We start from the raw sequence: 22216 nt of genomic DNA, 5'->3' as shown, positions 1-22216 counted from the left end.
AGAGGAGCCCCCGATGCCCAAGCCCGCCAACCCCACCCCCGACTTCTTCGGCTTCGCCGACCTGCTGAGCGACGCCGAACGAGCCGAACTCGCCACTCTCCGCGCCTACTTGGAGAGCGAGATCGAACCGCTGGCGAACGCCGCCTGGGAACGCGCCGAGTTCCCCTTCGAGGCGGTCGAGAAGCTGGCCAAGCTCCGCCTGGCCGGATACACCTACCCCGAGTTCGGCGACGGCCGCCCGCGCGGCGAGCTCTTCTCCGGCTTCCTCACCCTCGAACTCAACCGGATCGACCCGTCGTTGGCCGTGTTCTCCGGCGTCCACACCGGTCTGGCCATGGGCAGCATCCGCGGCGGCGGCAGCCCGGAGCAGCGCGAGCGCTGGCTGCCCGACATGGCCGCGATGAACAAGATCGGCGCGTTCGCCCTCACCGAGCCCGAGGGCGGCTCCGACGTCGCGGGCGGCATGCGCACCACCGCCCGGCGCGAGGGCGACACCTGGGTCCTCGACGGCGCCAAGCGCTGGATCGGCAACGGCACCTTCGCCGATCTCGTCGTGGTCTGGGCCCGCGACGTGGCCGACGACAACGTCAAGGGTTTCGTGGTGGAGAAGGGCACCCCCGGATTCACCGCCACGAAGATCGAGGGCAAGATCGCGCTGCGGACCGTGCAGAACGCCGACATCGTCCTCGACGGCGTCCGCGTCCCCGAGGCCGACCGCCTCCAGCGGGTGAACAGCTTCCGCGACACCGCCGCCGTCCTGGCCGGCACCCGCGGCGGAGTGGCCTGGCAGGCCCTGGGCATCGCGGTGCGCGCCTACGAACTCGCCCGCGAATACGCCGTCACCCGCGTCCAGTTCGGCCGCCCCATCGGCTCCTTCCAGCTGATCCAGGACCTCCTGGTCAAGATGCTCGGCAACGTCACCGCCATGTTCGGCATGGTCGTCCGCCTCAACCAGCTCGTCGCCACCGGCCACGCCACCGCCGAACAGGCCGCCCTCGCCAAGGCGTTCACCACCACCCGCATGCGCGAATGCGTCGCCTGGGCCCGCGAACTCTTCGGCGGCAACGGCATCGTCCTCGACCACGGCATCGCCCGCTTCTTCGCCGACGCGGAGGCCGTCTACTCCTTCGAGGGCTCCCGCGAGATGAACACCCTGATCGTGGGGAAGGCGGTCACGGGGCACAGCGCGTTCGCGTGACGGCGACGCCGGGGGTGCGGCCGCCTCCCCACCCACGGCCCTCCCCCGGCCCCGGCACACGACCACACAGGGGCTCGTCCACGGCGACCGGCAAGTCAGCAACACCACCATCAGTGGCGGCTACCTGATGGATGGCTTGCTGCCCATCCATGGGTTGAAGCCGGGCGCCGTCCGCCATCTCCGGCAACTGCTGCGTGAGGCCGGTGCCTGCCTGGTAGTCGTGACACAGGACGATCCCGGTTTCGTCCGTGACCTCGAACGCCATCTCCATGTGAAGCCGTTGGCGTGTCCACCACCTCCGCCCAAGGCGGTGTTCGACGCCAGGTTCAAGGCCGCGGTGCCGGATCCGGCCGAACGCGAACGACTGCTCGGCGCCCTGGAACCCGGTCTCCTGGACGGCCTCCTCGTGCCGGAGCTGGTCCCCTCCGAAGTCGTCGAGCTGGTGGCCGCCGTGGCGGCGTCCGCCGAAGAGCCCGCAGTCCTCTCCGGCATACGGGACCGGCTGAGTTTCCTGGCCGAAGAGGAGGTCCCCCAACTGATAAAGAAGCTTCACGACGATCCCGACGCCCTGGCGTTCCTGCTGGCCGCCTGTGTTTTCGAGGGGCTCGACTATCGGATCGTCCTGGAGGAAGCGGACCGGCTCCTCGCCGTCGCGGACGGGGCTCTGCACGCCGTCCTCGACCCATCAGAAAGCACGACGGAAAAGAACCGGCAGCCACGGCCCAACCCCCGCTTCGTCTTCCGGAGATCACTAGATGATCCGCTGCGCACCGTGCGCGCGCAGCGGGCGCCGAAAGAGATCCACGTCGGCCCGACCCATTCCTATGTGGTGGAACCGGTGAGGTTCGCCCGCCATCGGCAGGCAGAGACGGTCCTCAGGCACGTCTGGCGTGAATACGGCGGTCTCTCCGCGGTGCTGACCGAATGGATGGACCAGGTCCACGGCGGGAGGGAACTCACTGCACCGGTCGGTCGTGTCGTGGGCATGGCCGCCGGCTGGGGCGGCGGACGGCAAGCGCTGCGCCACATCGGCGTCCTCGCCGAGTCCGAACGCGACAGCAGCCGGAACATCGCAGCCCATGCCCTGGGCATCGCGTCCGAGGACCCGGTGCTGGCCAGTGAGGTGAAGTACAGGATCATTCGGTGGAGTTGGAGCCCGAGCCCACAGCTGCGCACAACCGTCGCACATGCCTGTGGTACTCCCTTCGGCTTCTCCCGGCCGGATGTGGCGATGACGCTGCTGCACCGGGTTTCCCGCGGACCGGACGGTCAGCAGAGCCTGCAGGTGAACCGCGCGGCCCGTACGTCGTTGGGAAATCTGTTCAACTCGGGTAGTCAGCCAGTGGTCGTACGGCACTTGGCCGAATGGATACGCCGGGACGGGACCGATGCCGAGCTCGCCCTGCGCCTCTTCCCGCACCTCCTGGCGGATGCCTCCTGGTTCCATTCACAGTTGCTCGGCGACGGCGAGTTCGCGCAGCCGATCGTCGAGCTCATCCGCCGCGCGCTGAATCACAACGGCATGTTCGACGTGACCTGCCGGCACCTGGTGCATTGGTGCCGTCTCGCCGCTTGGACCGAATCCCAGCGGGAGGCCATGACGATCCTGCTCAAAGGGCTGGCCCAGAACATGCAGCACGGAGTACTGCGATTGTTCGCCCTGATCGGCCGGAACGACAACCCTGACTTGGTCGGCCGCGAGGCTGCCCGGCAGGCTCTTGACGCCTGGCGCAGGGGAACACCGACAGGGCCGGTGCCTCCACACAGTGATCTGTTCACTGAAAGAGGAACCCTCTGACCACCGGCCCCGACCGTCCGATCTGCTCACCGGACAACCCGTGCGCCCTGGCTCGAGATCCTGCGGCAACGCTGCTCCGGCCGCTCTGCCTCCAGGGATACGTGACGGCGCGTTTTCGCCGACCACCCTCCGGCTGCTCCAGCACCCGACTGACAGACACACGAGAGAAGACGGCAATGGCATTACTACGCTGGTCAAGTGCGTTCGACGGCATCGAGGCGGACGTCCTGGTTCTTCAGGCCGGCCCCGCGCTACGCCGGACGGTGCACCAGGTGTCCGGCCGTCTCGGATCCGAACGCGCCGAGGTCGAGGCCGCGATGCTGATGGCCCTGCTGGAGGAGTTGGAGGCGGTGGATCTCGAGCAGCCCAATCCCGGCCTGGTGCTGCTGAAGGCCGTCCGGACCCGCGCCTGGCGCGCCGCTCGCCGTCGACCCGAGACCGCCGTGGCCGACACTGCGGTCACGGAGGTCCTGCGGCGTGGCCCTGGCCATGGCATGGAACTGTGCATTCCCACTCCGGTCCGCAGAGGGCGTCTGCTCGCTCCCCTGCGGATCACGGTGTCGCGTAGCCAGCGCGAGGGCGAGCTCCTCGGGGCCATGGCTCACCGGCTCGGCCTGCGCGACCTGGTGTCCACGACGGCCGGTAAAGGACGGAGGCGCCGAATCGGGACGATCTCGCCGGGACAGAAAGGCGGTTCGCGACGAGTGGGCGGGGAGCCATTCCGCTGACCTTCCCCGAGGTCTTCGCGCTTCCGGTCATCACCAATCTGCGCACAGCAGCGGCGGCGTTCGGGATGAGCATGAGTACGGCCTACCGGCTTGCCGGGCGTGGGGCCTTCTCTTGCGAGCTGCTACGCCCCGGGCACCGCTACCTGGTACCGACCGCGCCCCTGATGCGCGCCCTCGGTAGCGAGGAATGGCCGGTCTGTGCGGGCGACTTGGCCGTGGGTGCCGAAGACGAGGACGAACTCGGCTGAACCGAACCGGTCTCGTGCGGCCTCAGGCGGTAGGCCGCACCGCATCCGGCGGCTCAGCACCACACCGGCACTGACCAGGCCAAAGACCGCCTTTGCAAGAGTTCTCAGACCAGGCCTTACTACCACTGGTAGGATCATTGCCATGAGCGGTAGCAAGAAGTACTCGATCAGCCTCCCCGAAGAACTCGCGGAAACCGTGAAGGCCCACGTCGGCCCCGGGAGCTTCTCGGCCTACGTCACCGAAGCTCTGGAGCAACGAGTCGCCATGGACAAACTCCGTGAGATCGTCGCCGACTTCGAGACGGACAACGACGAGCTGACCCGTGCCGAGGTCGAGGCGGCCCGCGCCTTGCTGCGCCACGACCACAGCCGCTCGGGCGGGGCTGCCGCCTGATGCCCGGCACGCTCCTGCTCGACAGCGAAGGCCTCTCCAGGCTCTATCTCAAGGACCGTACCGTCACAGCCTTCGTCCAGGCCGCCGCGGAGGAGGGTGTGCGCGTGACCACCAGCGCCATGACCACCCTGGAAGCCGACTACGAACGCGTTCACCCCGCCCGCATCAAATGGGTCCTCTCCCGCATCGACGTGCACGACGTGACCAAGGAGATCGCCGGCCAGGCAGCACTGCTCCTGCGCAACCACCGCCTGCGCGGCCACAAATACGCGATCGACGCGGTCCTCGCGGCCATCGCGCGCACCGCACCCGGGCCTGTCACCGTCCTCACCTCCGACCCCGAGGACCTCACGCTGCTCTGCGGACCCGCCGTCGAGATCCACAAAGTCTGAGCACGTCCCAGGCGATCCCGCGTTGCGCCGACCTCCGAGAAACATGCCGGCGAGCAACCACCTGGAATCGCACAGGGGTCACTCCCCCCGAATGGAAAAGGCCGTTCCCGATCGATCGGAAACGGCCTCTGACCTGCGAAAATCGCTGGTCGGGACGGCGGGATTTGAACCCACGACCCCTTGACCCCCAGTCAAGTGCGCTACCAAGCTGCGCCACGTCCCGGTGCTCGTCCGGCCCGGGCTCTCGCCCTTGCCGACCGCGCAAGAGAACAATACCGCACGGCGCGGGGTGGTCGCGCACGGGTTGTGAGGGGGGTGGGGGCGGTCAGGCGGGGAGGCCGTTGTCGGGGCAGGGGCGGCGGCGGGGGGTGCGGGGGCCGGGTATCGGGGGTTCGTCGCCGAGGAGGTAGCGGGCGCCGGCCCCGCGGTCGGCGGCGGCGTCGTCGGGGTTGTAGATCGCGCACTTGCGCAGGGAGAGGCAGCCGCAGCCGATGCAGCTGGTCAGGCGGCGCTTGAGGCGCTCCAGCTCCTCGATGCGCTCGTCGATGCGCCGGGTCCAGGTGCGGGCGACGACGTTCCACTGGGCGGCGGTGGGCGCGCGGTCCTCCGGCAGGCGGCCCATGGCGCCGCGCGCCTCCTCCAGGGAGAGGCCGACGGCCTGGGCGGCGCGGACGAAGGCGACGCGGCGCAGCGTGGCGCGCGGGTAGCGGCGGCGGCCGCCGGGGGTGCGTTCGGAGCGGATCAGGCCGAGCTCCTCGTAGTAGCGCAGGGCGGACGCGGCGAGGCCGCTGCGGGCGGCCAGTTCGCCGATGGTCATGAGCTCCGTCGGGTCCGTCATGCCCGCAGAGCGTAGCGGTCCGGTCACCCTGGCGAGTGATCGCCCTTGACTTCAAGTCCCCTTGAAGTTGCAGCCTGATCCACATGACCTCGACTTCGGTGGACACCACATACACGTACGACGACCTCGCCGGTCTCATGAGCCTGATGACCGGCGACGAGAAGCACGGCTTCGCGGCGACGTCGACGCTCGACGTCCTGTGGGTCCTGTACGACCGGGTCCTGCGGGTCACCCCGGAGACCGTCGACGCTCCGGAGCGGGACCGCTTCCTGCTCTCGAAGGGCCACGGGCCCATGGCGTACTACGCCGTGCTGGCGGCCAAGGGCTTCCTGCCGGTCGACTGGCTGAGCGGCTTCGGCTCGTACGGCTCGCCGCTGGGCCACCACCCGGACCGGACGCTGGTGCCCGGCGTGGAGATCGCCAGCGGCTCGCTCGGGCACGGGCTGCCGCTCGCGGTCGGCACGGTGCACGGGCTGCGGGCCCGGGGGCTGACCGGGCCCCGGGTCTGGGTGCTGATCGGGGACGGCGAGCTGGACGAGGGCAGCAACCACGAGGCGATCGCCTACGCCGGCGCCACGGGCCTGGACCGGCTGCACACGGTGGTGATCGACAACGGCTCCGCCACCCACGGCTGGCCCGGCGGGATCGCCCCCCGGTTCGCCGCCGCCGGCTGGTCGGCGGTGACCGTGGACGGCCGGGACCACGAGGCGCTGTACGAGGCGTTCACCACGCCGCACCCGGGGCAGCCGCACGTGGTGGTGGCGCGGGTGGAGAAGGTCGCCAGCGTCGAGCCGGCCCGGCACTGAGCCCGCGTCCGGCGCGTCCCCGACCACCGGCCCCGGCCGCACGCCACAGTCAGCGAGCTAGAAAGGGAGGACCGTTCGTGGACACCATGCGCGAACGCTTCGCGACCACCGTCTCCGGAATCCTCGACGCGGACCCCCGCACCGCCGTCGTCCTGGCCGACATCGGCACCGCGGGCTTCGAGAAGGCCGGTGCCGCCCACCCGGACCGGGTGATCAACGTCGGCATCCGCGAACAGCTCCTGGTGGGCCTGGGCGGCGGCCTGGCCCTGGCCGGGCTGCGCCCGATCGTCCACACCTTCGCGAGCTTCCTGGTCGACCGCGCCTTCGAGCAGGTCAAACTGGACTTCGGCCACCAGGGCGTGGGCGGCGTGCTGGTCAGCGCCAACGCCTCGTACGACTGGCCGGCGGGCGGCATGACGCACATGTCACCGGGGGACGTCGCCCTCATCGACACCCTGGACGGCTGGACGCAGCACGTCCCCGGGCACCCCGACGAGGCCGAGACGCTGCTGCGCCGGGCGGTGGCCGCCGGCAACGACAAGGTGTACGTCCGGCTGTCGGCGCAGACCAACGCCGAGCCCCACCCGGTCACGTGCGGCGGCTTCCTGCCGGTGCGCGAGGGGCGCCGCGGGGTGGTGGTGGCCGTCGGCCCCATGCTCGACAACGTCCTCCACGCGGTCGAGGGACTCGACGTCTCCGTCCTCTACGCGACGACCGTCCGGCCGTTCGACGGCGCCGGCCTGCGCTCGGCGGTCGGGGCGGGACCGGCGGACGTCGTGCTCGTCGAGCCGTACCTCGCCGGCACGTCCACGTCCGCGGCGAACGACGCCCTGGGGCACATGCCGCACCGGATCCTCGGCCTCGGCGTCCCGCGCCAGGAGCTGCGCCGGTACGGCTCGCTCGACGAGCACCTGGCCGGGGTGGGCCTGGATCCCCGGTCGCTGCGCCGGCGGGTGACCTCCTTCCTCAACTGACCTTCGTCGAACGGGACTCCGCCAAACGGGACATCGTCAACCGGTCTCCTCGACCGGCCCGTCCTCGTCCCGGACCGCCCTCGGCCCGGCCCCGGCGGAACCGCCCCCGCCGCCGGGCCGAGGTGACCCGAGCGTCAGCGGGGTGTTGACCAATCCCCCACGCACCGTGAAGCATGATCCTTCGCGATGCCACCGTCGCGCCCCGCACAACTCCCTCACCACAGGAGGACAGTTGGACGTCCAGGGACCCCAGGGCACCCGTCCCGCCCACCCGGCACCGCTCAGCAGACGCAGATTCCTCCAGGCCACCGCGGGCACCGCCGCCGCCGTCGGCATGACGGGCACGCTCGCCGGGGAAGCGGCGGCGGCGACGGCCGGGGCGGCGCCCGCCGGAGGGGCGGCCGTCCTCTCCTTCACCGGCGCCACCAACGGCGCGGCCACGCTCTTCGGCGACCGCCTGGTGGCGGAGGTGCAGAACGTCCTGTGGTCGCTGCCGCGCAAGGGCGGCGAGGCCGTGGCGATCACCCCGCCGGACCTGGAGCCGACGCGGCCGGTGCACTCCCCCGACGGCCGGCTGCTGGCGGTCGCCGCGTACCGGGGCGGCGGCTTCCACATCTGGACGCTGCGGCCCGACGGTTCGGGCCTGCGGCAGCTGACCGACGGGCCGTGGGACGACCGGGGCCCGGCCTGGTCGCCCGACGGCACCCGGATCGCCTTCGCGTCGGAGCGGGACGGCGACCCGGTCAAGGGCAGTCCGTACCGGATCTGGACGGTGGACGTCCGCACCGGCGCCCTCACCCGGATCACCGGCCTGCCGGGGCAGGAGGGCCCCGGACAGGACGGCGCCTGGGAGGACTTCGACCCGGCCTGGTCGCCGGACGGCAAGCGGCTGGTGTTCGTCCGCGGCCGCGTGGCCGGCGGCAAGCTCGACGCCCGCACCGTGGCGTCCGTCCCCGCGGACGGGCGCGGCCCGGTCCGTACCGAACGCACCGACCCGACGGCGGCGGCGCAGGTCATGACGCCCGCCGTCGGACCGGGCGGCCGGCTGGCGCACCTGCGCACGACGCCCGCGCCCGCGGCCTCCTGCACCCTGGTCGTGGACGGGGAGCCGGTGGCGGTCGAGGGCGACGTCGAGCCCGTCCCGCCGCGCTGGGTCTCGAAGGACGAGCTGCTGCTCACCGTCGAGGGACAGTTCCGGATCGTGCACGTGGACGGCAGCCGCCGGGTGACGACGATCCCGTTCACCGCCGAGTTGCCGGTGGACCGGCCGCGGTACCGCGTCAAGCGCTACGACCTCGCCGTCGGCGGCTCCGGCACCGTCCGTGCCGTCCACCTGCCCGCGCTGTCCCCGGACGGCCGGAAGGTGGCCTTCGCCGCCCTCAACTCCCTCTGGACGATGGATGTTTCGGGCGGCAGGGCGCCGCGCCGGGTCGTCCGGGCGGACGCCACCCGCTACCTGCTCGCGCCGTCCTGGACGGCCGACGGCAAGGCCCTCGTCTACGCCGACGACCGTGACGGCCTGCTGGCCGTCCGCCGCCACGACCTGGACACCGGCGAGGAGACCGAGCTGGCCGGCGGCGGCCGGGTGAGCCCGGCCCTCTCCCCCGACGGCAAGCGGCTGGCCTGCCTCGACCTCTCCGGCAACCTGCTGGTGCGCGACCTGGAGGCGGGCACCGACCGGGTGCTGGCGGCGCCCATGGGCGGCGGCGGACTGCCCGGCCGGCCGAGCTGGTCGCCCGACGGCCGCCACCTCGCCTACTGCGACCGCAACCGCCTCAACCAGCGCTTCCGCGAGGGCTACAACCTCATCCGCGTCGTGGACACCAGCGACGGCACGTCCCGGCTGCACGCCCTCGCCCCGCACGCCTCCGTCTCCGACCGCTACGACTCGGGCCCGGTCTGGTCCCCCGACGGCCGGTCGATGGCGGTGATCAGCGAGTCCGCGCTGTGGCTGCTGCCCGTCGGGCCCGACGGGACGCCGACGGGCGCGCCGCGCCGGCTCACCGACGAGGCGGCCGACCACCCGTCCTGGTCCGCCGACTCCCGCCACCTCCTCTACCTCTCCGCGGGCCGGCTGCGGCTGCTGGACGTCGAGGGCGGGCGGACCCGCACCGTTCCGGTCCCGCTCGGCTACCGGCGTCCTGCGCCCGCCGACACGGTCGTGCACGCCGGGCGGTTCTGGGACGGCACGGGCGACACGGTCCGCGAGGACGTGGACGTCGTGGTGCGCGACGGCCGGATCGCCGCCGTCGAACCGCACCGGGCGCGGCGCGCGGCCGAGCACCGGATCGACGCGTCGCGGCGCACGGTGATCCCGGGCCTGTGGGACGCGCACACGCACCCCTGGCAGATCACCTACGGCGGCCGGCAGACCGCCCTCCAGCTCGCGTACGGGATCACCACCGCCGTCTCGCTCGGCGGCGCGGCCTACGAACAGGCCCGGATCCGCGAGGCGGTGGCCGCCGGGGAGCTGGCCGGACCACGCCTGCTGACCTGCGGGGAGCTGCTCGACGGGGCGCGCGTGGCGTACAGCATGGGCCGGGCGCACCGCACCCGGGAGGGCCTGCGCCGCTCGCTGTCCCGGGCGGAGGCGCTGGACTGGGACTTCGTGAAGACCTACGTCCGGGCGCCCGGCTGGATCATGGCGGAGTCGGCGCGGTTCGCCCACGAGAAGCTGGGGGTGCGCACCGGTTCCCACCTGTGCTCGCCGGGCGTCCAGCTCGGCCAGGACCTGACGACCCATCTCCAGGCCACGCAGCGGCTGGAGTTCGGGCACGCGACGACGGCGACGGGGCGGGCCTTCGAGGACGTGCGGGAGATCTACACCCGTACGGACTTCCACATGATCGCCACGATCTTCACCTCCGTCCCGCTGCTGGGCGCCGCGCCGGCCCTGGCGGAGGACCCGCGGGTGACGCGGCTGATGCCGCCGTGGGACGTGGAGCTGGTCCGCAAGACGGCCGGCGAGCGGCCCACGGAGGACCAACTGGCCACGCTGCGGCGGGAGGTGGAGGTCTACCGCCGGATCCTGTCCGGCGGCGGCCTGGTCGCCCTCGGCACGGACGCCCCGCTGGTCCCGGTGGGCCTCTCCCTGCACATGGGCCTGCGGGCGCTGCACCGCCACGGCCTCTCGGCGGCCGAGGCGCTGCGCACGGCGACGCTGGTGCCCGCCCGGGTCTTCGGCGCCGAGCGCGACCTGGGCACGCTGGAGCCCGGCAAGCTCGCGGACCTGACGGTGGTCGACGGCGACCCCTTCGAGGACTTCGACGCGCTGGTGCGGACGGAGTCGGTGCTGCGGGCCGGAGTGCCGTTCCGCCAGGCGGAGTTGGTGGCCGCCTACGGCGGGGAGAAGGCGTCCGCCCTGCGCGGCGGAAGCACGACGCACGGCGAGGACTGGCGGGAGGTGGGCCGCAGGCTGCGCCGGGACTCCTGCTGCGACCTGGAGCACTGACCGCTGCGCCGGGCGTCCGGCGGGTCGTCGGCGGGGGCGCCGTGGCCGGTCGCGGCGCCTGCCGCGGGAGCGGCGGGCGCCCCGGCCCCGCGCGTCACCCCTCGGTGACCAGGGCCGGGGCGGCGGCGTCCGCCAGGGGCGGCAGCGCCGGCCAGCCCCCGGCGGGCGTCGCGGCCGCCTCCCGCCACCACGCGTCCGGCGCCAGGCCGTCCGCCGGCTCGAAGGGCTGCCCGGGCCGGGGCACCGCGTACCGGACTCCGGCCCGCCGGGCCGCCACGGCCGTGCGGTCGGCGGGCTCGGCCCAGGGGTGCGGGGCGAGGTTGAAGGTGCCCCAGTGGACGGGGAGCAGGATGCCGCGCCCGGGGTCGCCGCCCTGGAGGTCGAGGTGGGCCCGCAGCCCCTCCTCGGGTGTCATATGGATGTCGGGCCACATGTCCGCGTAGGCCCCGATCTGCACCATCGTGGCGTCGAACGGCCCGTACTGCTCCCCGATGTCCGCGAAGCCGGGGAAGTAGCCGGTGTCGCCGCTGTGGAAGATCCGGTGCTGCGGCCCCGCGACCACCCACGACGCCCACAGCGTGTGCTGGGTGTTGCGCAGCGCCCGCCCGCAGAAGTGCCGGGCGGGGGTGGCGGTGAGGGTGAGGCCGCCGACCAGGGTGGACTCGTGCCAGTCGAGTTCCGCGATCCGCCCGGCCGGGACGCCCCAGTGCTCCAGGTGCGCGCCCACCCCCAGCGGCACCACGAAGACCGCGCGGGTGCGGATCAGGGCGCGGATCGTGGGCATGTCCAGGTGGTCGTAGTGGTCGTGGGAGATCACGACGGCGTCCAGCGGGCCGGTCTCGGCCAGCGGGACGGGCACGGGGTGCAGCCGGCGCGGCCCCGCGAAGGCGAACGGCGAGCAGCGCTCGGACCAGACCGGGTCGAACAGGACGCGGTGGCCGTCGGTCTCGGCCAGCACGCTGGAGTGTCCGAGCCAGGTCAGCCGCAGCCCGGAGGCGGCGGGCCGGGCCAGGTCGGCGACGGTGGTGGGGTGCACGGGAATCGCGCGGGCCGGGGCGCGGCGGACGCGCTCCTCCTTGCGGAAATAGGTGCCGAGGAAGGCCGGCAAGGACCCGGACGGCGTCCCGGAGGCGGCGACGGGGTTGACGAACACCCCGTCCCGGAAGTTCGGCGACCGCCTGACGCGTGCCATCCGCTCCCCCGACGGGTCGGCCCCGAAGGCCGCGGGTCGCAGGGCGTCGAGCGGGGAACGGGGCGGGCGGAAGCCTGTCACGGCACCTCCAAGGCGTCAGCGGTTCCCCCCATTATCCGCCGTCCGTCCTGACGGGCCCGGTCACAGGCCGCTCACCCGCAGCGTCACGTTCAGCCGGCCGGTCAGGCCCAGCCCCGCGGGGGCGGTGCCGGGGAAGGTTCTGGGGACGCCGTGGTAGGCGAGGCGGGAGGGGCCGCCGAAGACGAACAGGTCGCCGCTGCGCAGCTCCACGTCCGTCCAGGGCCGGGTCCTGGTGCGGGGGTTGCCGAAGCGGAAGACGCAGCTGTCGCCCAGGCTGAGCGAGACGACCGGGGCGCCGGACTTCTCGTCGCTGTCGCGGTGCAGGCCCATCTTCGCGCCGGCGGCGTAGAAGTTGACCAGCGCGATGTCGTACGCCTCGTCCCCGCCGTCCGTGCCGTAGGCGCGGGCGACCGCGTCCCGGGCGAGGGTGTCCAGCCAGGCCGGGAACGGTTTGACGGGCGCGCCGTCGCCGTCGACGACGGTGCGGGCGTAGCCGTACGGATACCAGTGCCAGCCCAGGCAGACCGTACGGACGGACATCTCCCCGCCGCTGGGCATGCGGACGGTGCGCAGGCCCGCCGGCGGGCGGGCCCACTCGCGGCAGGCGTCCAGCAGCCGGCGCTGGGCGGGGAGGTCCAGCCAGCCGGGGACGTGCACGGCGCCCGGGGCGACCTCGGCCGACGGGCGGGGGAACAGCTCGTCGTCCATGTGGCCAGCGTAACCGGGCGCCGGAGGGCGCCGCCGGTTCAGTGCTTGACGCCCACCCCGCCGTAGAAGGCGACGCGGGCCAGCTCGGCCCGGGTGGGGGTCTCGCCGTCCGGCCGCCACAGCGGCACCTGGACGAGGCCCGGCTCCAGCAGCTCGTAGCCGTCGAAGAACGGCAGGATCTCCTCGTAGCCGCGCACGGTCAGCTGGGCCGTGGCGTTGCGGTACGCCTCGGCGGCGTCCCCCTCGATGTGCCGGTGGAAGTCGCCGGTGCCGTGGGTGAGGACGAGGTGACTGCCCTTGGGCAGCGCCTCGGTGAGGCGGCGGACGATCCCGGCCGGGTCCTCCTCGTCCTTGACGAAGTGCAGGACGGCGACGAGCAGCAGCGCCACCGGCTCCCCGAAATCGATCAACTCCCGTACGACGGGATGCTCCAGGATGGCCTCCGGCTCGCGTACGTCGGCGAGGACGAATCCGGCGTTCCCGGCGTTCGTCAGCTTCGCGCCCGCGTGGGTCGCCACGATCGGGTCGTTGTCGACGTACGCCACCCTGACGTCCGGCGCGATCTCCCGCGCCACCTCATGGGTGTTGGGGGACGTCGGGATGCCGGTGCCGATGTCGACGATCTGCCGGATGCCCCCGCGCACCACCTCGCGGACGGCCCGCAGCAGGAAGGCGCGGTTGGCGCGGGCGCTGGGCCGGGCGTCGGGGACCATCCCGATCACGCGTTCCGCGGCCTCGCGGTCCACCTCGTAGTTGTCCCAGCCGCCCAGGTAGTAGTCGTACATCCGCGCCGGGTGCGGCCGGCTCGTGTCGATCTGCTCGGGCGGGAAGCCCGTGCCGCCGGTGCCCTGCTCAGTCACGCCGTGTTCCTTTCGCCTTGCCCGTTGGTCCGTTTGATGGCCACCCCGCCGTACAGGCCGGCCCGTGCCGGGTCGTCCGCGGCCGGCGCCCGGCCGTCGGGGCGCCACAGCGGCACCTGGACGACGCCCGGTTCCAGCAGTTCGAACCCGTCGAAGAACGCCGTGATCTCCCGGTGTCCGCGCAGGGTCACCGAGGCCGTCGCGTCGCGGTACGCGGCGTCGGCGGAGCGCGCGGCCCCGCTGGTGAAGTCGCCGGTGCCGTGGGTGAGGACGAGGTGACTGCCCTTGGGCAGCGCCTCGGTGAGGCGGCGGACGATCCCGGCCGGGTCCTCCTCGTCCTTGACGAAGTGCAGGACGGCGACGAGCAGCAGCGCCACCGGCTCCCCGAAATCGATCAACTCCCGTACGACGGGATGCTCCAGGATGGCCTCCGGCTCGCGTACGTCGGCGAGGACGAATCCGGCGTTCCCGGCGTTCGTCAGCTTCGCGCCCGCGTGGGTCGCCACGATCGGGTCGTTGTCGACGTACGCCACCCTGACGTCCGGCGCGATCTCCCGCGCCACCTCATGGGTGTTGGGGGACGTCGGGATGCCGGTGCCGATGTCGACGATCTGCCGGATGCCGCCCCGCACCACCTCTCGGACGGCCCGTCGCAGGAAGGCGCGGTTGGCGCGGGCGGAGGGGCGGGTCTCGGGGGCGAGGGCGAGGAGCCGGTCGGCGGCCTCGCGGTCCACCTCGTAGTTGTCCCAGCCGCCCAGGTAGTAGTCGTACATCCGCGCCGGGTGCGGCCGGCTCGTGTCGATCTGTCCCGGAGTGAACCCCCCGTCGGAACGGCCCGCTCCACCGCTCACGTCCGCGGTCCGCCGTCCGCCCCGGCGAGCAGGAAGTCGGCCTGGCCGGCCTTCGCGCCCCGGATGAACGTCTCGATCTCGCTATGCGTGTAGATCAGCGCGGGGCCCTCGGGGTCCGTGGACTGGCGCAGCGCGACCCGGCCGTCCCTCAGGCGCATCACCTCGACGCAGCTGCCCCCGTTGCCGCCGCTCCACGGCTTGCTCCAGCCCTCGGTCCCGAGATCGGTGGCGGGCATGCCGTTGTAGATGCGATCCATGGTTCAGATCTCCTTACGAATGCCACCCAGGAATGCCTTGGTGGTGTGTGCGGGAGCGGCCTGCGCGCACAGCCGGTCCAGGGCCTCCAGGAAGGCCGAGACGTCGTCGCGCTGGTCGAAGTAGGAGGCGCCGATGAGGTTCTCGGCGTACGCGATGTCCGGAAGCTCCTCGATGGGGAACCGGAAGATGTGGAACGGGCCGTACATCGCCGGGTGCGGCCCGGCGGCGAACGGGATGATCTGGAGCCGTACGTGCGGCAGCGAGGTGACCTCGATCAGCCGCGCGATCTGGGCGCGCATCACCTCCGGGCCGCCGATGGGGCGCCGCAGGACGGTCTCGTCCATCACCACCCACAACAGGGGCGGCTTCTCGCGCGTCAGGAGGTGCTGCCGTTCCCGGCGCACGGCGACGGCGCGCTCGATCTCGGCCTCGGGGGCGTGCGGCTGGCCCGCGCGCAGCACCGCGCGGGCGTAGTCCTCGGTCTGCAACAGGCCCGGGACGTAGTGCGGTTCGTAGGCCCGGATGAGGTTCGCCTCGCCCTCCAGGCTGACGAAGGCGCTGAACCACTCGGGCAGGACGTCGCGGAAGCGGTGCCACCAGCCGGGGCGGTTGGCCTCGCGGGTGAGTGCGAGGAACGCCTCGACCTCGGCGGGGTCGTCCACGCCGTAGATCCGCAGCAGCTTCTCGACGTACGGGACCTTCAGGCCGACCTCGGCCTTCTCCATCCGGCGGATCGTGGCGTGCGTGACGTCCAGGGCGCGGCCCGCCTCCTGGAAGGACAGCCCGGCCGCCTCCCGGAGGTCGTGCAGCCGCTTGCCGAGGACGACGCGCAGCACGGTCGGGGCCCCTGCCGGCCGCGCTTCCCCCACTGGTCCCCTCCAACTGCCGCCCTGTGCGCTGCCCTACGCACCGTCATATGCCCAGCAGTGTGCCACGCGGTGCGCGAAGTCGACAGGTTGTGCTTCCGATTCTGCAAATTACAGACTGAAGCTTGCCACACCTGACTCACATCGCACATAGTTGCGGAGTGGTCCCCTCCCAAGACGCACCTTTGCTGGGGCGCCGCGGCGGCTGCTTCGGCGGGCGCCCGACGGACGCCTACGCCTTTCACTTCCCGGCCCTCAACGCCTCGGTGGCGGAGGCGCGAAGACGAGTCCTCGCCCGGCTGCGGGAGTGGGGTGTCGACGAAACCGCCTGCGAAGACGCGCAGTTGGTCGTCTCGGAGCTCTTCACGAACGCCGTGCGGCACACGGACAGCGACAAGGTCAGCTGCCGGGTGCGCTTCGGCCGCGCCGTCCTCCGGATAGAGGTCGCGGACCACGGCTGCGCCCCCACCGAGCCGCGGGCGCGCTGCAGCGGGGCGGACGAGGAGAGCGGGCGCGGCCTGCTCCTCGTCGGCGCCCTCTCCCAGGCCTGGGGCGTCCGACCCGACGACAACGGCGGCCACGGCCGCGTCGTCTGGGCCGACCTCCCCCACCACACGGCTCTCGCCTCGGGCGTGTAAACCCTGCCCCGGCCCTGCCCTTTCACCCTTTCTCACCACGCCACCGTGCGGGACGGGCCGCGGCTCCGCCACGTTCGTGCTCCGGCTCTCCCGCAGGGGGTGCCCCCTCTGGGGAGCCCGCGGGGCGGTGCTTAGGGGGCCTGGGGCGGAGCCTCGGTCAGAGACCCCGAGGGCGCAGCCCCGGCGGGGCTGGACCGGGCGAAGCCCCCGTGGAGTCCGGGGACGGAGCCCCGCTTGGCGAGCCAGGGGGCCTTGCCCTGGTCGGGGCCCGGGCAAGGCCCCGTTGGGATGCAGGAGGCAAAGCCCCCCAGCCAGGCCCGGGGCGAAGCCCCGATCCGGGGTCCAGGGGGCGAAGCCCCCGGTGGGGCGCAGGGGCGAAGCCCCGCCCCGCGGCGCCGGGATCCGCCCCAGCTTCTGGATCCAGACTGCGGAGCCCTGGTCGCAGGCCCAAGGAGCGCAGCCTCGGTCAGGCCCCCCGAGGGCGCAGCCCCGGTGGACCGCACCGGGCGAAGCCCCGATCCGGGGACCAGGGGGCGAAGCCCCCGGTGGGGCGCAGGGGCGAAGCCCCGCCCCGCGGTGCGGGGGCTCGGCCCCCCGCGCTCCCGTAGGCCCCGCGCGAAGCGCACCCCGCCCTCCCCCCGCACCCCCGCGCGGAGCGCACCCCCACACCCCCGCGCCGAGCGCGTCTCCCGCCCCCGCGCCGGGCGCGGCCCGGGGGGAGGGGCGGAGCCCCTGGGAAACGGGGAAAGGGCGGGGCGGGGAGGAGGAAGGGCTACAGCGGCAGAAGATCCGGCCGCTTCGGCTCGACGTTGTCCCCGGACGACTCCCCCCGAAGCCGCCGCCCGATCCACGGCACGAGATGCTCCCGAGCCCAGTGGATGTTGTCCCGCCGCACCTCCGCCGGCGTCCGCGGATCCTCCGCCGGCCACGGCTGGTCCGGATCGGCCGGCACGCTCAGCCCCAGCACCTGCGCCGCCCGCAGGGCGACCCGCGTGTGCCCGTCGGCCGACAGATGCAGCCGGTCCTCGCTCCAGGCCCGCCGGTCCTGCACGGCCCGCAGCGACCACAGGTCGAGCACGGGACACCCGTGCCGGTCCGCGATGGCCCGCACATGCGCCGTATACGTCGCGATCTTGCCCCGCAGATGCTTGAAGACCGGCATCCCCCGCGTGTCGAACCCGGTGCACACCAGCACCGTCCCCACGGACGCCACGAGATCCGCGACAGCGGCCTCGTACCGCTCGGCCACGTCGTCCGGATCCGACCCCGGCCGCAGGATGTCGTTGCCCCCCGCGCAGAACGTGACCAGGTCCGGCCCCAGCTCCTTCGCCCGCGGCACCTGCTCCTCGACGACCTGGTCGAGGAGCTTGCCGCGCACCGCCAGGTTGGCGTACCGGAAGGCGCCTTCCTCCCGCTCGTCCGCGTCGGCGAGGAGTACGGCCAGTCGGTCGGCCCAGCCGATGAACGAGTCGCCGGGCCCCGGATCGCCGACGCCCTCGGTGAAGCTGTCCCCGACGGCTGCGTACGACCCGATCGCGTTCTTGCCCAATGATTTCGAATCGTCTGCCACGTCAGCACATCATTCCTGCTCGCGAGTGACCTACGCCACCGTAACCAGGGGTTGACGGGCCGTGATGTATCCCACCCCGAAAAGAGAGCACCGCTCGGAATAGGCCACCGCCCATCGGCGTATGGTCCGTTCAACCGCAGGACGAGAACGACGAGAACGAAGACGAGAACGAAGGAGAGCCCGTGACCCAGACGCCGCAGGTCCACGCCGCCGAGCCCCTGCTGGCCAACGTCCTCAACTTCCGCGACCTGGGCGGCCTGCCGGCCGCGGACGGGCGACGGGTCAGGCCCGGCGCCCTGTTCCGCAGCGGCCATCTCGCCCATGCCACCGAGGAGGACGCGGCCTACCTCCACTCGCTGGGCCTGCACACCGTCCTGGACTTCCGCAACGCGGGCGACATCGCCCAGGAGGGCCCGGACGTCGCGCTGCCGGGTGTCCGGAACCTCAACATCCCGATGACGGACCCGGCGGACGGCACGGAGTTCTGGCGCATGGTCCGCGAGGGCGGCCCGGAGCTGCTGCGCACGGCCCTGGGCGAGGGCCGGGCCGCGGCCCGGATGGAGAACACCTACCGGGCGATGATCACGGGCAGGACGGCGGAGCACAGCAGGGTCGTGCACACCCTGGCCGAGGGCGCGGTGCCCGCGCTGATGCACTGCGCGGCGGGCAAGGACCGCGCGGGCCTGGCGATCGCGGTGACGCTGCTGGCGCTGGGCGTGCCGCGGGACGCCGTCGAGGCGGACTACCTGGAGTCCAACGCCCCGCACCGCCGCTACCGGCTGCAGCGCTCGGCCGAGACCTCCCCCGAGGTCCTGGAGCTGCTGTCCCCCCTCTTCGAGGCCCGCGCCGGCTACCTCGCCGCCGCGTTCGACGCCCTCGACGAGCGGTGGGGCTCGACCGAGCGCTACCTCGCGGAGGGACTGGGCCTCACCGACGCGACCCGGGAGCGGCTGCACGGCCTCCTGCTGACGGGCTGACGCACCGGCCGGGGACCGCCGCGCCGGCCGCGGTCCCCGGCCCGCCTCACCGGTTGGCCACGGCCTGCTTGACCAGCGTCCGCCCGAAGTCCCACATCAGCGAGCCGCCCCCGTGCGCGTCGTCCATGACGGCGGTGAAGGCGTCCACGAAGCGGTCGACCTCCCTCTCCCCCACGACCAGCGGCGGGATCAGCTTGATCACCTCCAGGTGGTCGCCCGAGACCTGGGTGAGGATGCGGTGCTTCTGCAGCAGCGGCACCACCACCATCTGCGCGAACAGCCCCTTGCGGGCGGCCTGGAGCATCGTCCAGCGGCCGCGCAGCCCCAGCGACCTGGGCTTCCCGAACTCGATGCCGATCATCAGCCCCCGGCCGCGCACGTCGTGCAGCAGCTCGTACTTGTCGACCAGCGCCGCGAGCCTGGAGCGCAGCAGGTCGCCGGTGACCCGGGCGTTCTCGACGAGCCGCTCGTCCTCCATGACGGCCAGCACCGCGAGCCCCGCCGCCATCGCCTGTGCGTTGGAGCCGAAGCTCGCGGAGTGGACGAGGACCCGGTCCATGGACGAGTAGACCTTCTTGAAGATCCAGTCCTTGCCGAGCGTGGCCCCGACCGGCACGTAGCCGCCGGAGAGCGTCTTGGCCACGCACACCAGGTCCGGCTCGACACCGCTCTCGTGCTGGTAGGCGAAGAACTCCCCGGTGCGCCCGAGGCCCGTCTGCACCTCGTCGGCGATGAGCAGCGCCTTGTGCCGGTGCAGCAGCTCCTGCGCGGCGCGCAGATAGCCGGGCGGCGCCTCGTGGACGCCCTTGCCCTGGACCGGTTCGACGATGAGCGCCGCGACGTCCCCCCGCCGCAACTCCCGTTCCAGCGCCTCCAGATCGCCGAGCGGGACGGCGGTGTCCGGCAGCAGCGGGGCGAAGCCGTCGCGGAAGCCGTCCTCGCCGTTGACGGAGAGCGACCCGGTGGTCAGCCCGTGGAAGGCGTGCACGCAGTACAGCACGCGCGGCTTCCCCGTGGCGTAGCGGGCGAACTTCAGCGCGGTCTCCACCGCCTCCGTCCCGCTGTTGCCGAAGAACACCCGGTCCAGGTGCGGCGTGTGGGCCAGCAGTCTCTCGGCGAGGAGGCCGGGCAGCGGCTGGCAGTCGAAGCGGGTCAGGTCGGCCAGCGAGGCGTCCAGCACGTCGTGCAGCGCCTTGCGGACGACCGGGTGGTGCCGGCCGACGCCCATCACCCCGAAGCCGGCGAGCATGTCGAGGTAGTCCTGCCCGTCGGCGTCCCAGAAGTAGGCGCCCTCGGCCCGCTCGTAGACCTTGTCGAAGCCGATCGTGTGCAGCATGCGCGGCAGTTGGTGGTTGAGGTGCCGGGCGTGCAGCTCGTACCGTTCGCCGCCGCGCTCGGCCAGCAGCCGGGCGAGGTCGAAGCCCTTGGTCTCGTCGGCCGTCGTGTCGTCGACGGTCATGCGTGGTTCTCCTCACATGCGGGGACGGCGGCGCCCCCGCCCTTCCTACGGGCCAGGACCGCGCTGATCCGGCCGGCGATCTCGGCGGGGGTGAGCCCCAGGTCCGCCAGGACCTCGCCGCGCTTGGCGTGCGGCAGGAACTGCTCGGGGATGCCCATCGCCTCCACCGGCAGGTCCACGTCCGCGTCGCGCAGCGCCTGCGCGACGGCCCAGCCGACGCCGCCCGTACGGCTGTTGTCCTCGACGACGGCCACCATCCGGTGCCCGGCGGCGAGCCGGGGCAGCTCCGGGTCGACCGGCTTGACCCAGCACGGGTCCACGACGGTGCAGCCGGTGCCGCGCGCCCGCAGCAACGAGGCCGCCTCCAGGGCGGCTTCGGCCATGGTGCCGACGGCGACCAGCAGCACGTCCGGCTCGTCGGCGCGCACGAGGACGTCCATGCCGCCGACCCGGTCCACGGCCGGGACGTCCTCGCCGACGGTCGCCTTGGGGAACCGTACGACCGTGGGGGCGTCGGAGACGTCCACGGCCTCGCGGAGCTGCGCGCGCAGCCGGGTCGCGTCGCGCGGGGCGGCGATCCGCAGGCCGGGGACGACCTGGAGGATCGACATGTCCCACATGCCGTTGTGGCTGGGCCCGTCCGTACCGGTGACGCCGGCCCGGTCGAGGACGAAGGTGACGCCGCACTTGTGCAGCGCCACGTCCATCAGGACCTGGTCGAACGCCCGGTTGAGGAAGGTCGCGTAGACGGCGAAGACCGGGTGCAGCCCGCCCGTCGCCAGGCCGGCCGCCGACACCGCCGCGTGCTGCTCGGCGATGCCCACGTCCCAGACCCGCTCCGGATACGCCTCGGCGAACTTGGTGAGGCCCACCGGGTGCAGCATCGCGGCGGTCAGCGCCACGACGTCCGGCCGCTCCGCGCCGATGCGCACCATCTCGTCGCCGAACACCGAGGTCCAGGAGGTGCCCGTGGAGGGCGTGAGCGGCTCCCCGGTCAGCGAGTTCATCACGCCGACGGTGTGGAAGCGGTCCGCGTCGTCGTCCAGCGCGGGCTTGTAGCCCCGGCCCTTCTCGGTGCGGCAGTGCACCAGCACCGGCCCGTGGAAGCGCTTGGCCCGGCGCAGCGCCGACTCGACGGCGGCCACGTCGTGCCCGTCTATCGGGCCGACGTACTTGAGCCCCAGGTCCTCGAACATGCCCTGCGGGGCGAAGGCGTCCTTGAAGCCCTTCTTCGCGCCGTGCAGCGACTCGTAGAGGGGCTTGCCCAGCAGCGGCAGCCGCTGGACGGCGTCCTTGCTCCGGGCGAGGAAGCGCTCGTAGCCGTCGGTGGTGCGCAGGGTGGCCAGGTGGTTGGCGAGGCCGCCGATGGTGGGCGCGTAGCTGCGCTCGTTGTCGTTGACGACGATGATCAGCTGCCGGTCCTTGGCGGCGGCGATGTTGTTGAGCGCCTCCCAGGCCATGCCGCCGGTGAGGGCGCCGTCGCCGATGACGGCGACGACGTGCCGGTTCCAGTGGCCGAGCACCTGGTTGGCCTTGGCCAGGCCGTCGGCCCAGCCGAGGACGGTCGAGGCGTGGCTGTTCTCGATGACGTCGTGCTCGGACTCCTCCCGCGAGGGGTAGCCCGAGAGCCCGCCCTTGCTGCGGAGCTTGGAGAAGTCCTGACGCCCCGTCAGGAGCTTGTGGACGTAGGACTGGTGTCCGGTGTCCCACAGGATCCGGTCGGAGGGCGAGTCGAAGGTGCGGTGCAGGGCGATGGTCAGCTCGACCACGCCCAGGTTGGGGCCGAGGTGGCCACCGGTCCGCGCCACGGCGTGGATCAGGAAGTGGCGGATCTCCTCGGCGAGTTCGTCGAGTTCCTCGGCGGCCAGCGCTTTCACGTCGCGCGGACCGCGGATGTTCTCCAGTAACGACACTCCGGCCCCCTCCTGG

General features: G+C 72.7%; 20 protein-coding genes and 1 tRNA gene. 10 read left to right on the top strand and 11 right to left on the bottom strand.

Features of this window, described 5'->3' with window-relative positions; translation table 11 throughout:
• Positions 1-13: 13 nt before the first annotated feature.
• From AC230_RS03455 to AC230_RS03430, 5 genes are all read left to right on the top strand, one after another.
• Positions 14-1198 (top strand): acyl-CoA dehydrogenase family protein, encoded by a 1185-nt coding sequence (locus AC230_RS03455; protein WP_049714415.1) that lies wholly within the window; start codon positions 14-16, stop codon positions 1196-1198.
• 127 nt (positions 1199-1325) lie between these two features.
• Entirely contained in the window at positions 1326-2996 is a 1671-nt protein-coding gene (locus AC230_RS32385) for a hypothetical protein (protein ID WP_157868496.1), read from the top strand.
• 176 nt (positions 2997-3172) lie between these two features.
• Complete coding sequence (locus AC230_RS03445) at positions 3173-3724, top strand: hypothetical protein (RefSeq protein ID WP_049714414.1); 552 nt, start codon at positions 3173-3175, stop codon at positions 3722-3724.
• A gap of 390 nt (positions 3725-4114) precedes the next feature.
• Positions 4115-4366, top strand: a complete 252-nt coding sequence (locus tag AC230_RS03435; protein WP_049714412.1) for a hypothetical protein — start codon at positions 4115-4117, stop codon at positions 4364-4366.
• Positions 4366-4758, top strand: coding sequence for a type II toxin-antitoxin system VapC family toxin (locus AC230_RS03430; protein ID WP_049714411.1), 393 nt, complete (start codon positions 4366-4368; stop codon positions 4756-4758). Before AC230_RS03435 ends, AC230_RS03430 begins: the two co-directional genes overlap by 1 nt.
• A 146-nt stretch (positions 4759-4904) precedes the next feature.
• Here AC230_RS03430 and AC230_RS03425 read toward each other — a convergent pair.
• Positions 4905-4981, bottom strand: a tRNA-Pro gene (locus AC230_RS03425).
• Between the two features lie 102 nt (positions 4982-5083).
• Entirely contained in the window at positions 5084-5596 is a 513-nt protein-coding gene (soxR, locus tag AC230_RS03420) for a redox-sensitive transcriptional activator SoxR (protein ID WP_049714410.1), read from the bottom strand.
• Positions 5597-5679: 83 nt separating this feature from the next.
• On the opposite strand from soxR, the gene AC230_RS03415 reads away from it, so the two are divergent.
• The 3 genes from AC230_RS03415 to AC230_RS03405 all read left to right on the top strand — a co-directional run bounded on the left by AC230_RS03415 (position 5680) and on the right by AC230_RS03405 (position 10827).
• The gene (locus AC230_RS03415; protein ID WP_049714409.1) at positions 5680-6402 is read left to right on the top strand and encodes a transketolase; all 723 of its coding nucleotides are present in this window, start codon (positions 5680-5682) and stop codon (positions 6400-6402) included.
• A 77-nt stretch (positions 6403-6479) separates the two neighbouring features.
• Positions 6480-7376 carry a transketolase family protein gene (locus AC230_RS03410; protein ID WP_049714408.1) on the top strand — a complete coding sequence of 299 codons (897 nt, stop codon included), beginning with the start codon at positions 6480-6482 and terminating at the stop codon, positions 7374-7376.
• Between the two features lie 232 nt (positions 7377-7608).
• Entirely contained in the window at positions 7609-10827 is a 3219-nt protein-coding gene (locus AC230_RS03405; RefSeq protein ID WP_049714407.1) for an amidohydrolase family protein, read from the top strand.
• A gap of 94 nt (positions 10828-10921) precedes the next feature.
• Here the strand turns inward: AC230_RS03405 and AC230_RS03400 are convergent, their stop codons facing one another.
• From AC230_RS03400 to AC230_RS03375, 6 genes are all read right to left on the bottom strand, one after another.
• Positions 10922-12100, bottom strand: a complete 1179-nt coding sequence (locus AC230_RS03400) for an MBL fold metallo-hydrolase (RefSeq protein WP_049714406.1) — start codon at positions 12098-12100, stop codon at positions 10922-10924.
• Positions 12101-12160: 60 nt separating this feature from the next.
• A complete protein-coding gene (locus tag AC230_RS03395) occupies positions 12161-12808 on the bottom strand; it encodes an alpha-ketoglutarate-dependent dioxygenase AlkB family protein (protein ID WP_049714405.1) in 648 nt (215 codons plus the stop codon).
• 38 nt (positions 12809-12846) lie between these two features.
• Positions 12847-13593 carry an SAM-dependent methyltransferase gene (locus tag AC230_RS03390; RefSeq protein WP_422125557.1) on the bottom strand — a complete coding sequence of 249 codons (747 nt, stop codon included), beginning with the start codon at positions 13591-13593 and terminating at the stop codon, positions 12847-12849.
• A 71-nt stretch (positions 13594-13664) separates the two neighbouring features.
• Positions 13665-14519 (bottom strand): SAM-dependent methyltransferase, encoded by an 855-nt coding sequence (locus tag AC230_RS03385; RefSeq protein WP_049714403.1) that lies wholly within the window; start codon positions 14517-14519, stop codon positions 13665-13667.
• Positions 14516-14776: a DUF397 domain-containing protein gene (locus AC230_RS03380; RefSeq protein ID WP_049714402.1), complete on the bottom strand. Its 261-nt coding sequence runs from the start codon at positions 14774-14776 to the stop codon at positions 14516-14518. Before AC230_RS03380 ends, AC230_RS03385 begins: the two co-directional genes overlap by 4 nt.
• 3 nt (positions 14777-14779) lie before the next feature.
• Positions 14780-15646, bottom strand: coding sequence for a helix-turn-helix domain-containing protein (locus tag AC230_RS03375; protein ID WP_049714401.1), 867 nt, complete (start codon positions 15644-15646; stop codon positions 14780-14782).
• Positions 15647-15804: 158 nt separating this feature from the next.
• Here AC230_RS03375 and AC230_RS03370 point away from each other — a divergent pair, with 158 nt between their 5' ends.
• The gene (locus tag AC230_RS03370) at positions 15805-16281 is read left to right on the top strand and encodes an ATP-binding protein (protein ID WP_241833058.1); all 477 of its coding nucleotides are present in this window, start codon (positions 15805-15807) and stop codon (positions 16279-16281) included.
• A gap of 772 nt (positions 16282-17053) precedes the next feature.
• On the opposite strand, the gene AC230_RS03365 is transcribed toward AC230_RS03370, so the two are convergent.
• Complete coding sequence (locus tag AC230_RS03365; RefSeq protein WP_049714400.1) at positions 17054-17851, bottom strand: SGNH/GDSL hydrolase family protein; 798 nt, start codon at positions 17849-17851, stop codon at positions 17054-17056.
• 182 nt (positions 17852-18033) lie between these two features.
• Between AC230_RS03365 and AC230_RS03360 the strand changes: the two genes are divergently transcribed.
• Positions 18034-18828, top strand: coding sequence for a tyrosine-protein phosphatase (locus tag AC230_RS03360; RefSeq protein WP_049714399.1), 795 nt, complete (start codon positions 18034-18036; stop codon positions 18826-18828).
• A 46-nt stretch (positions 18829-18874) separates the two neighbouring features.
• Here AC230_RS03360 and AC230_RS03355 read toward each other — a convergent pair whose 3' ends face one another.
• On the bottom strand, positions 18875-20287 hold the full coding sequence (locus tag AC230_RS03355) for an aspartate aminotransferase family protein (RefSeq protein WP_049714398.1): 1413 nt from the start codon (positions 20285-20287) through the stop codon (positions 18875-18877).
• On the bottom strand, positions 20284-22200 hold the full coding sequence (dxs, locus tag AC230_RS03350; protein ID WP_049714397.1) for a 1-deoxy-D-xylulose-5-phosphate synthase: 1917 nt from the start codon (positions 22198-22200) through the stop codon (positions 20284-20286). Before dxs ends, AC230_RS03355 begins: the two co-directional genes overlap by 4 nt.
• Positions 22201-22216 lie beyond the last annotated feature (16 nt).

Source organism: Streptomyces caatingaensis, from assembly GCF_001187435.1.
Taxonomy (GTDB): domain Bacteria; phylum Actinomycetota; class Actinomycetes; order Streptomycetales; family Streptomycetaceae; genus Streptomyces; species Streptomyces caatingaensis.
Note: the sequence above shows the minus strand (reverse complement) of the source record. Positions and strands in the feature narration are given on the sequence as shown.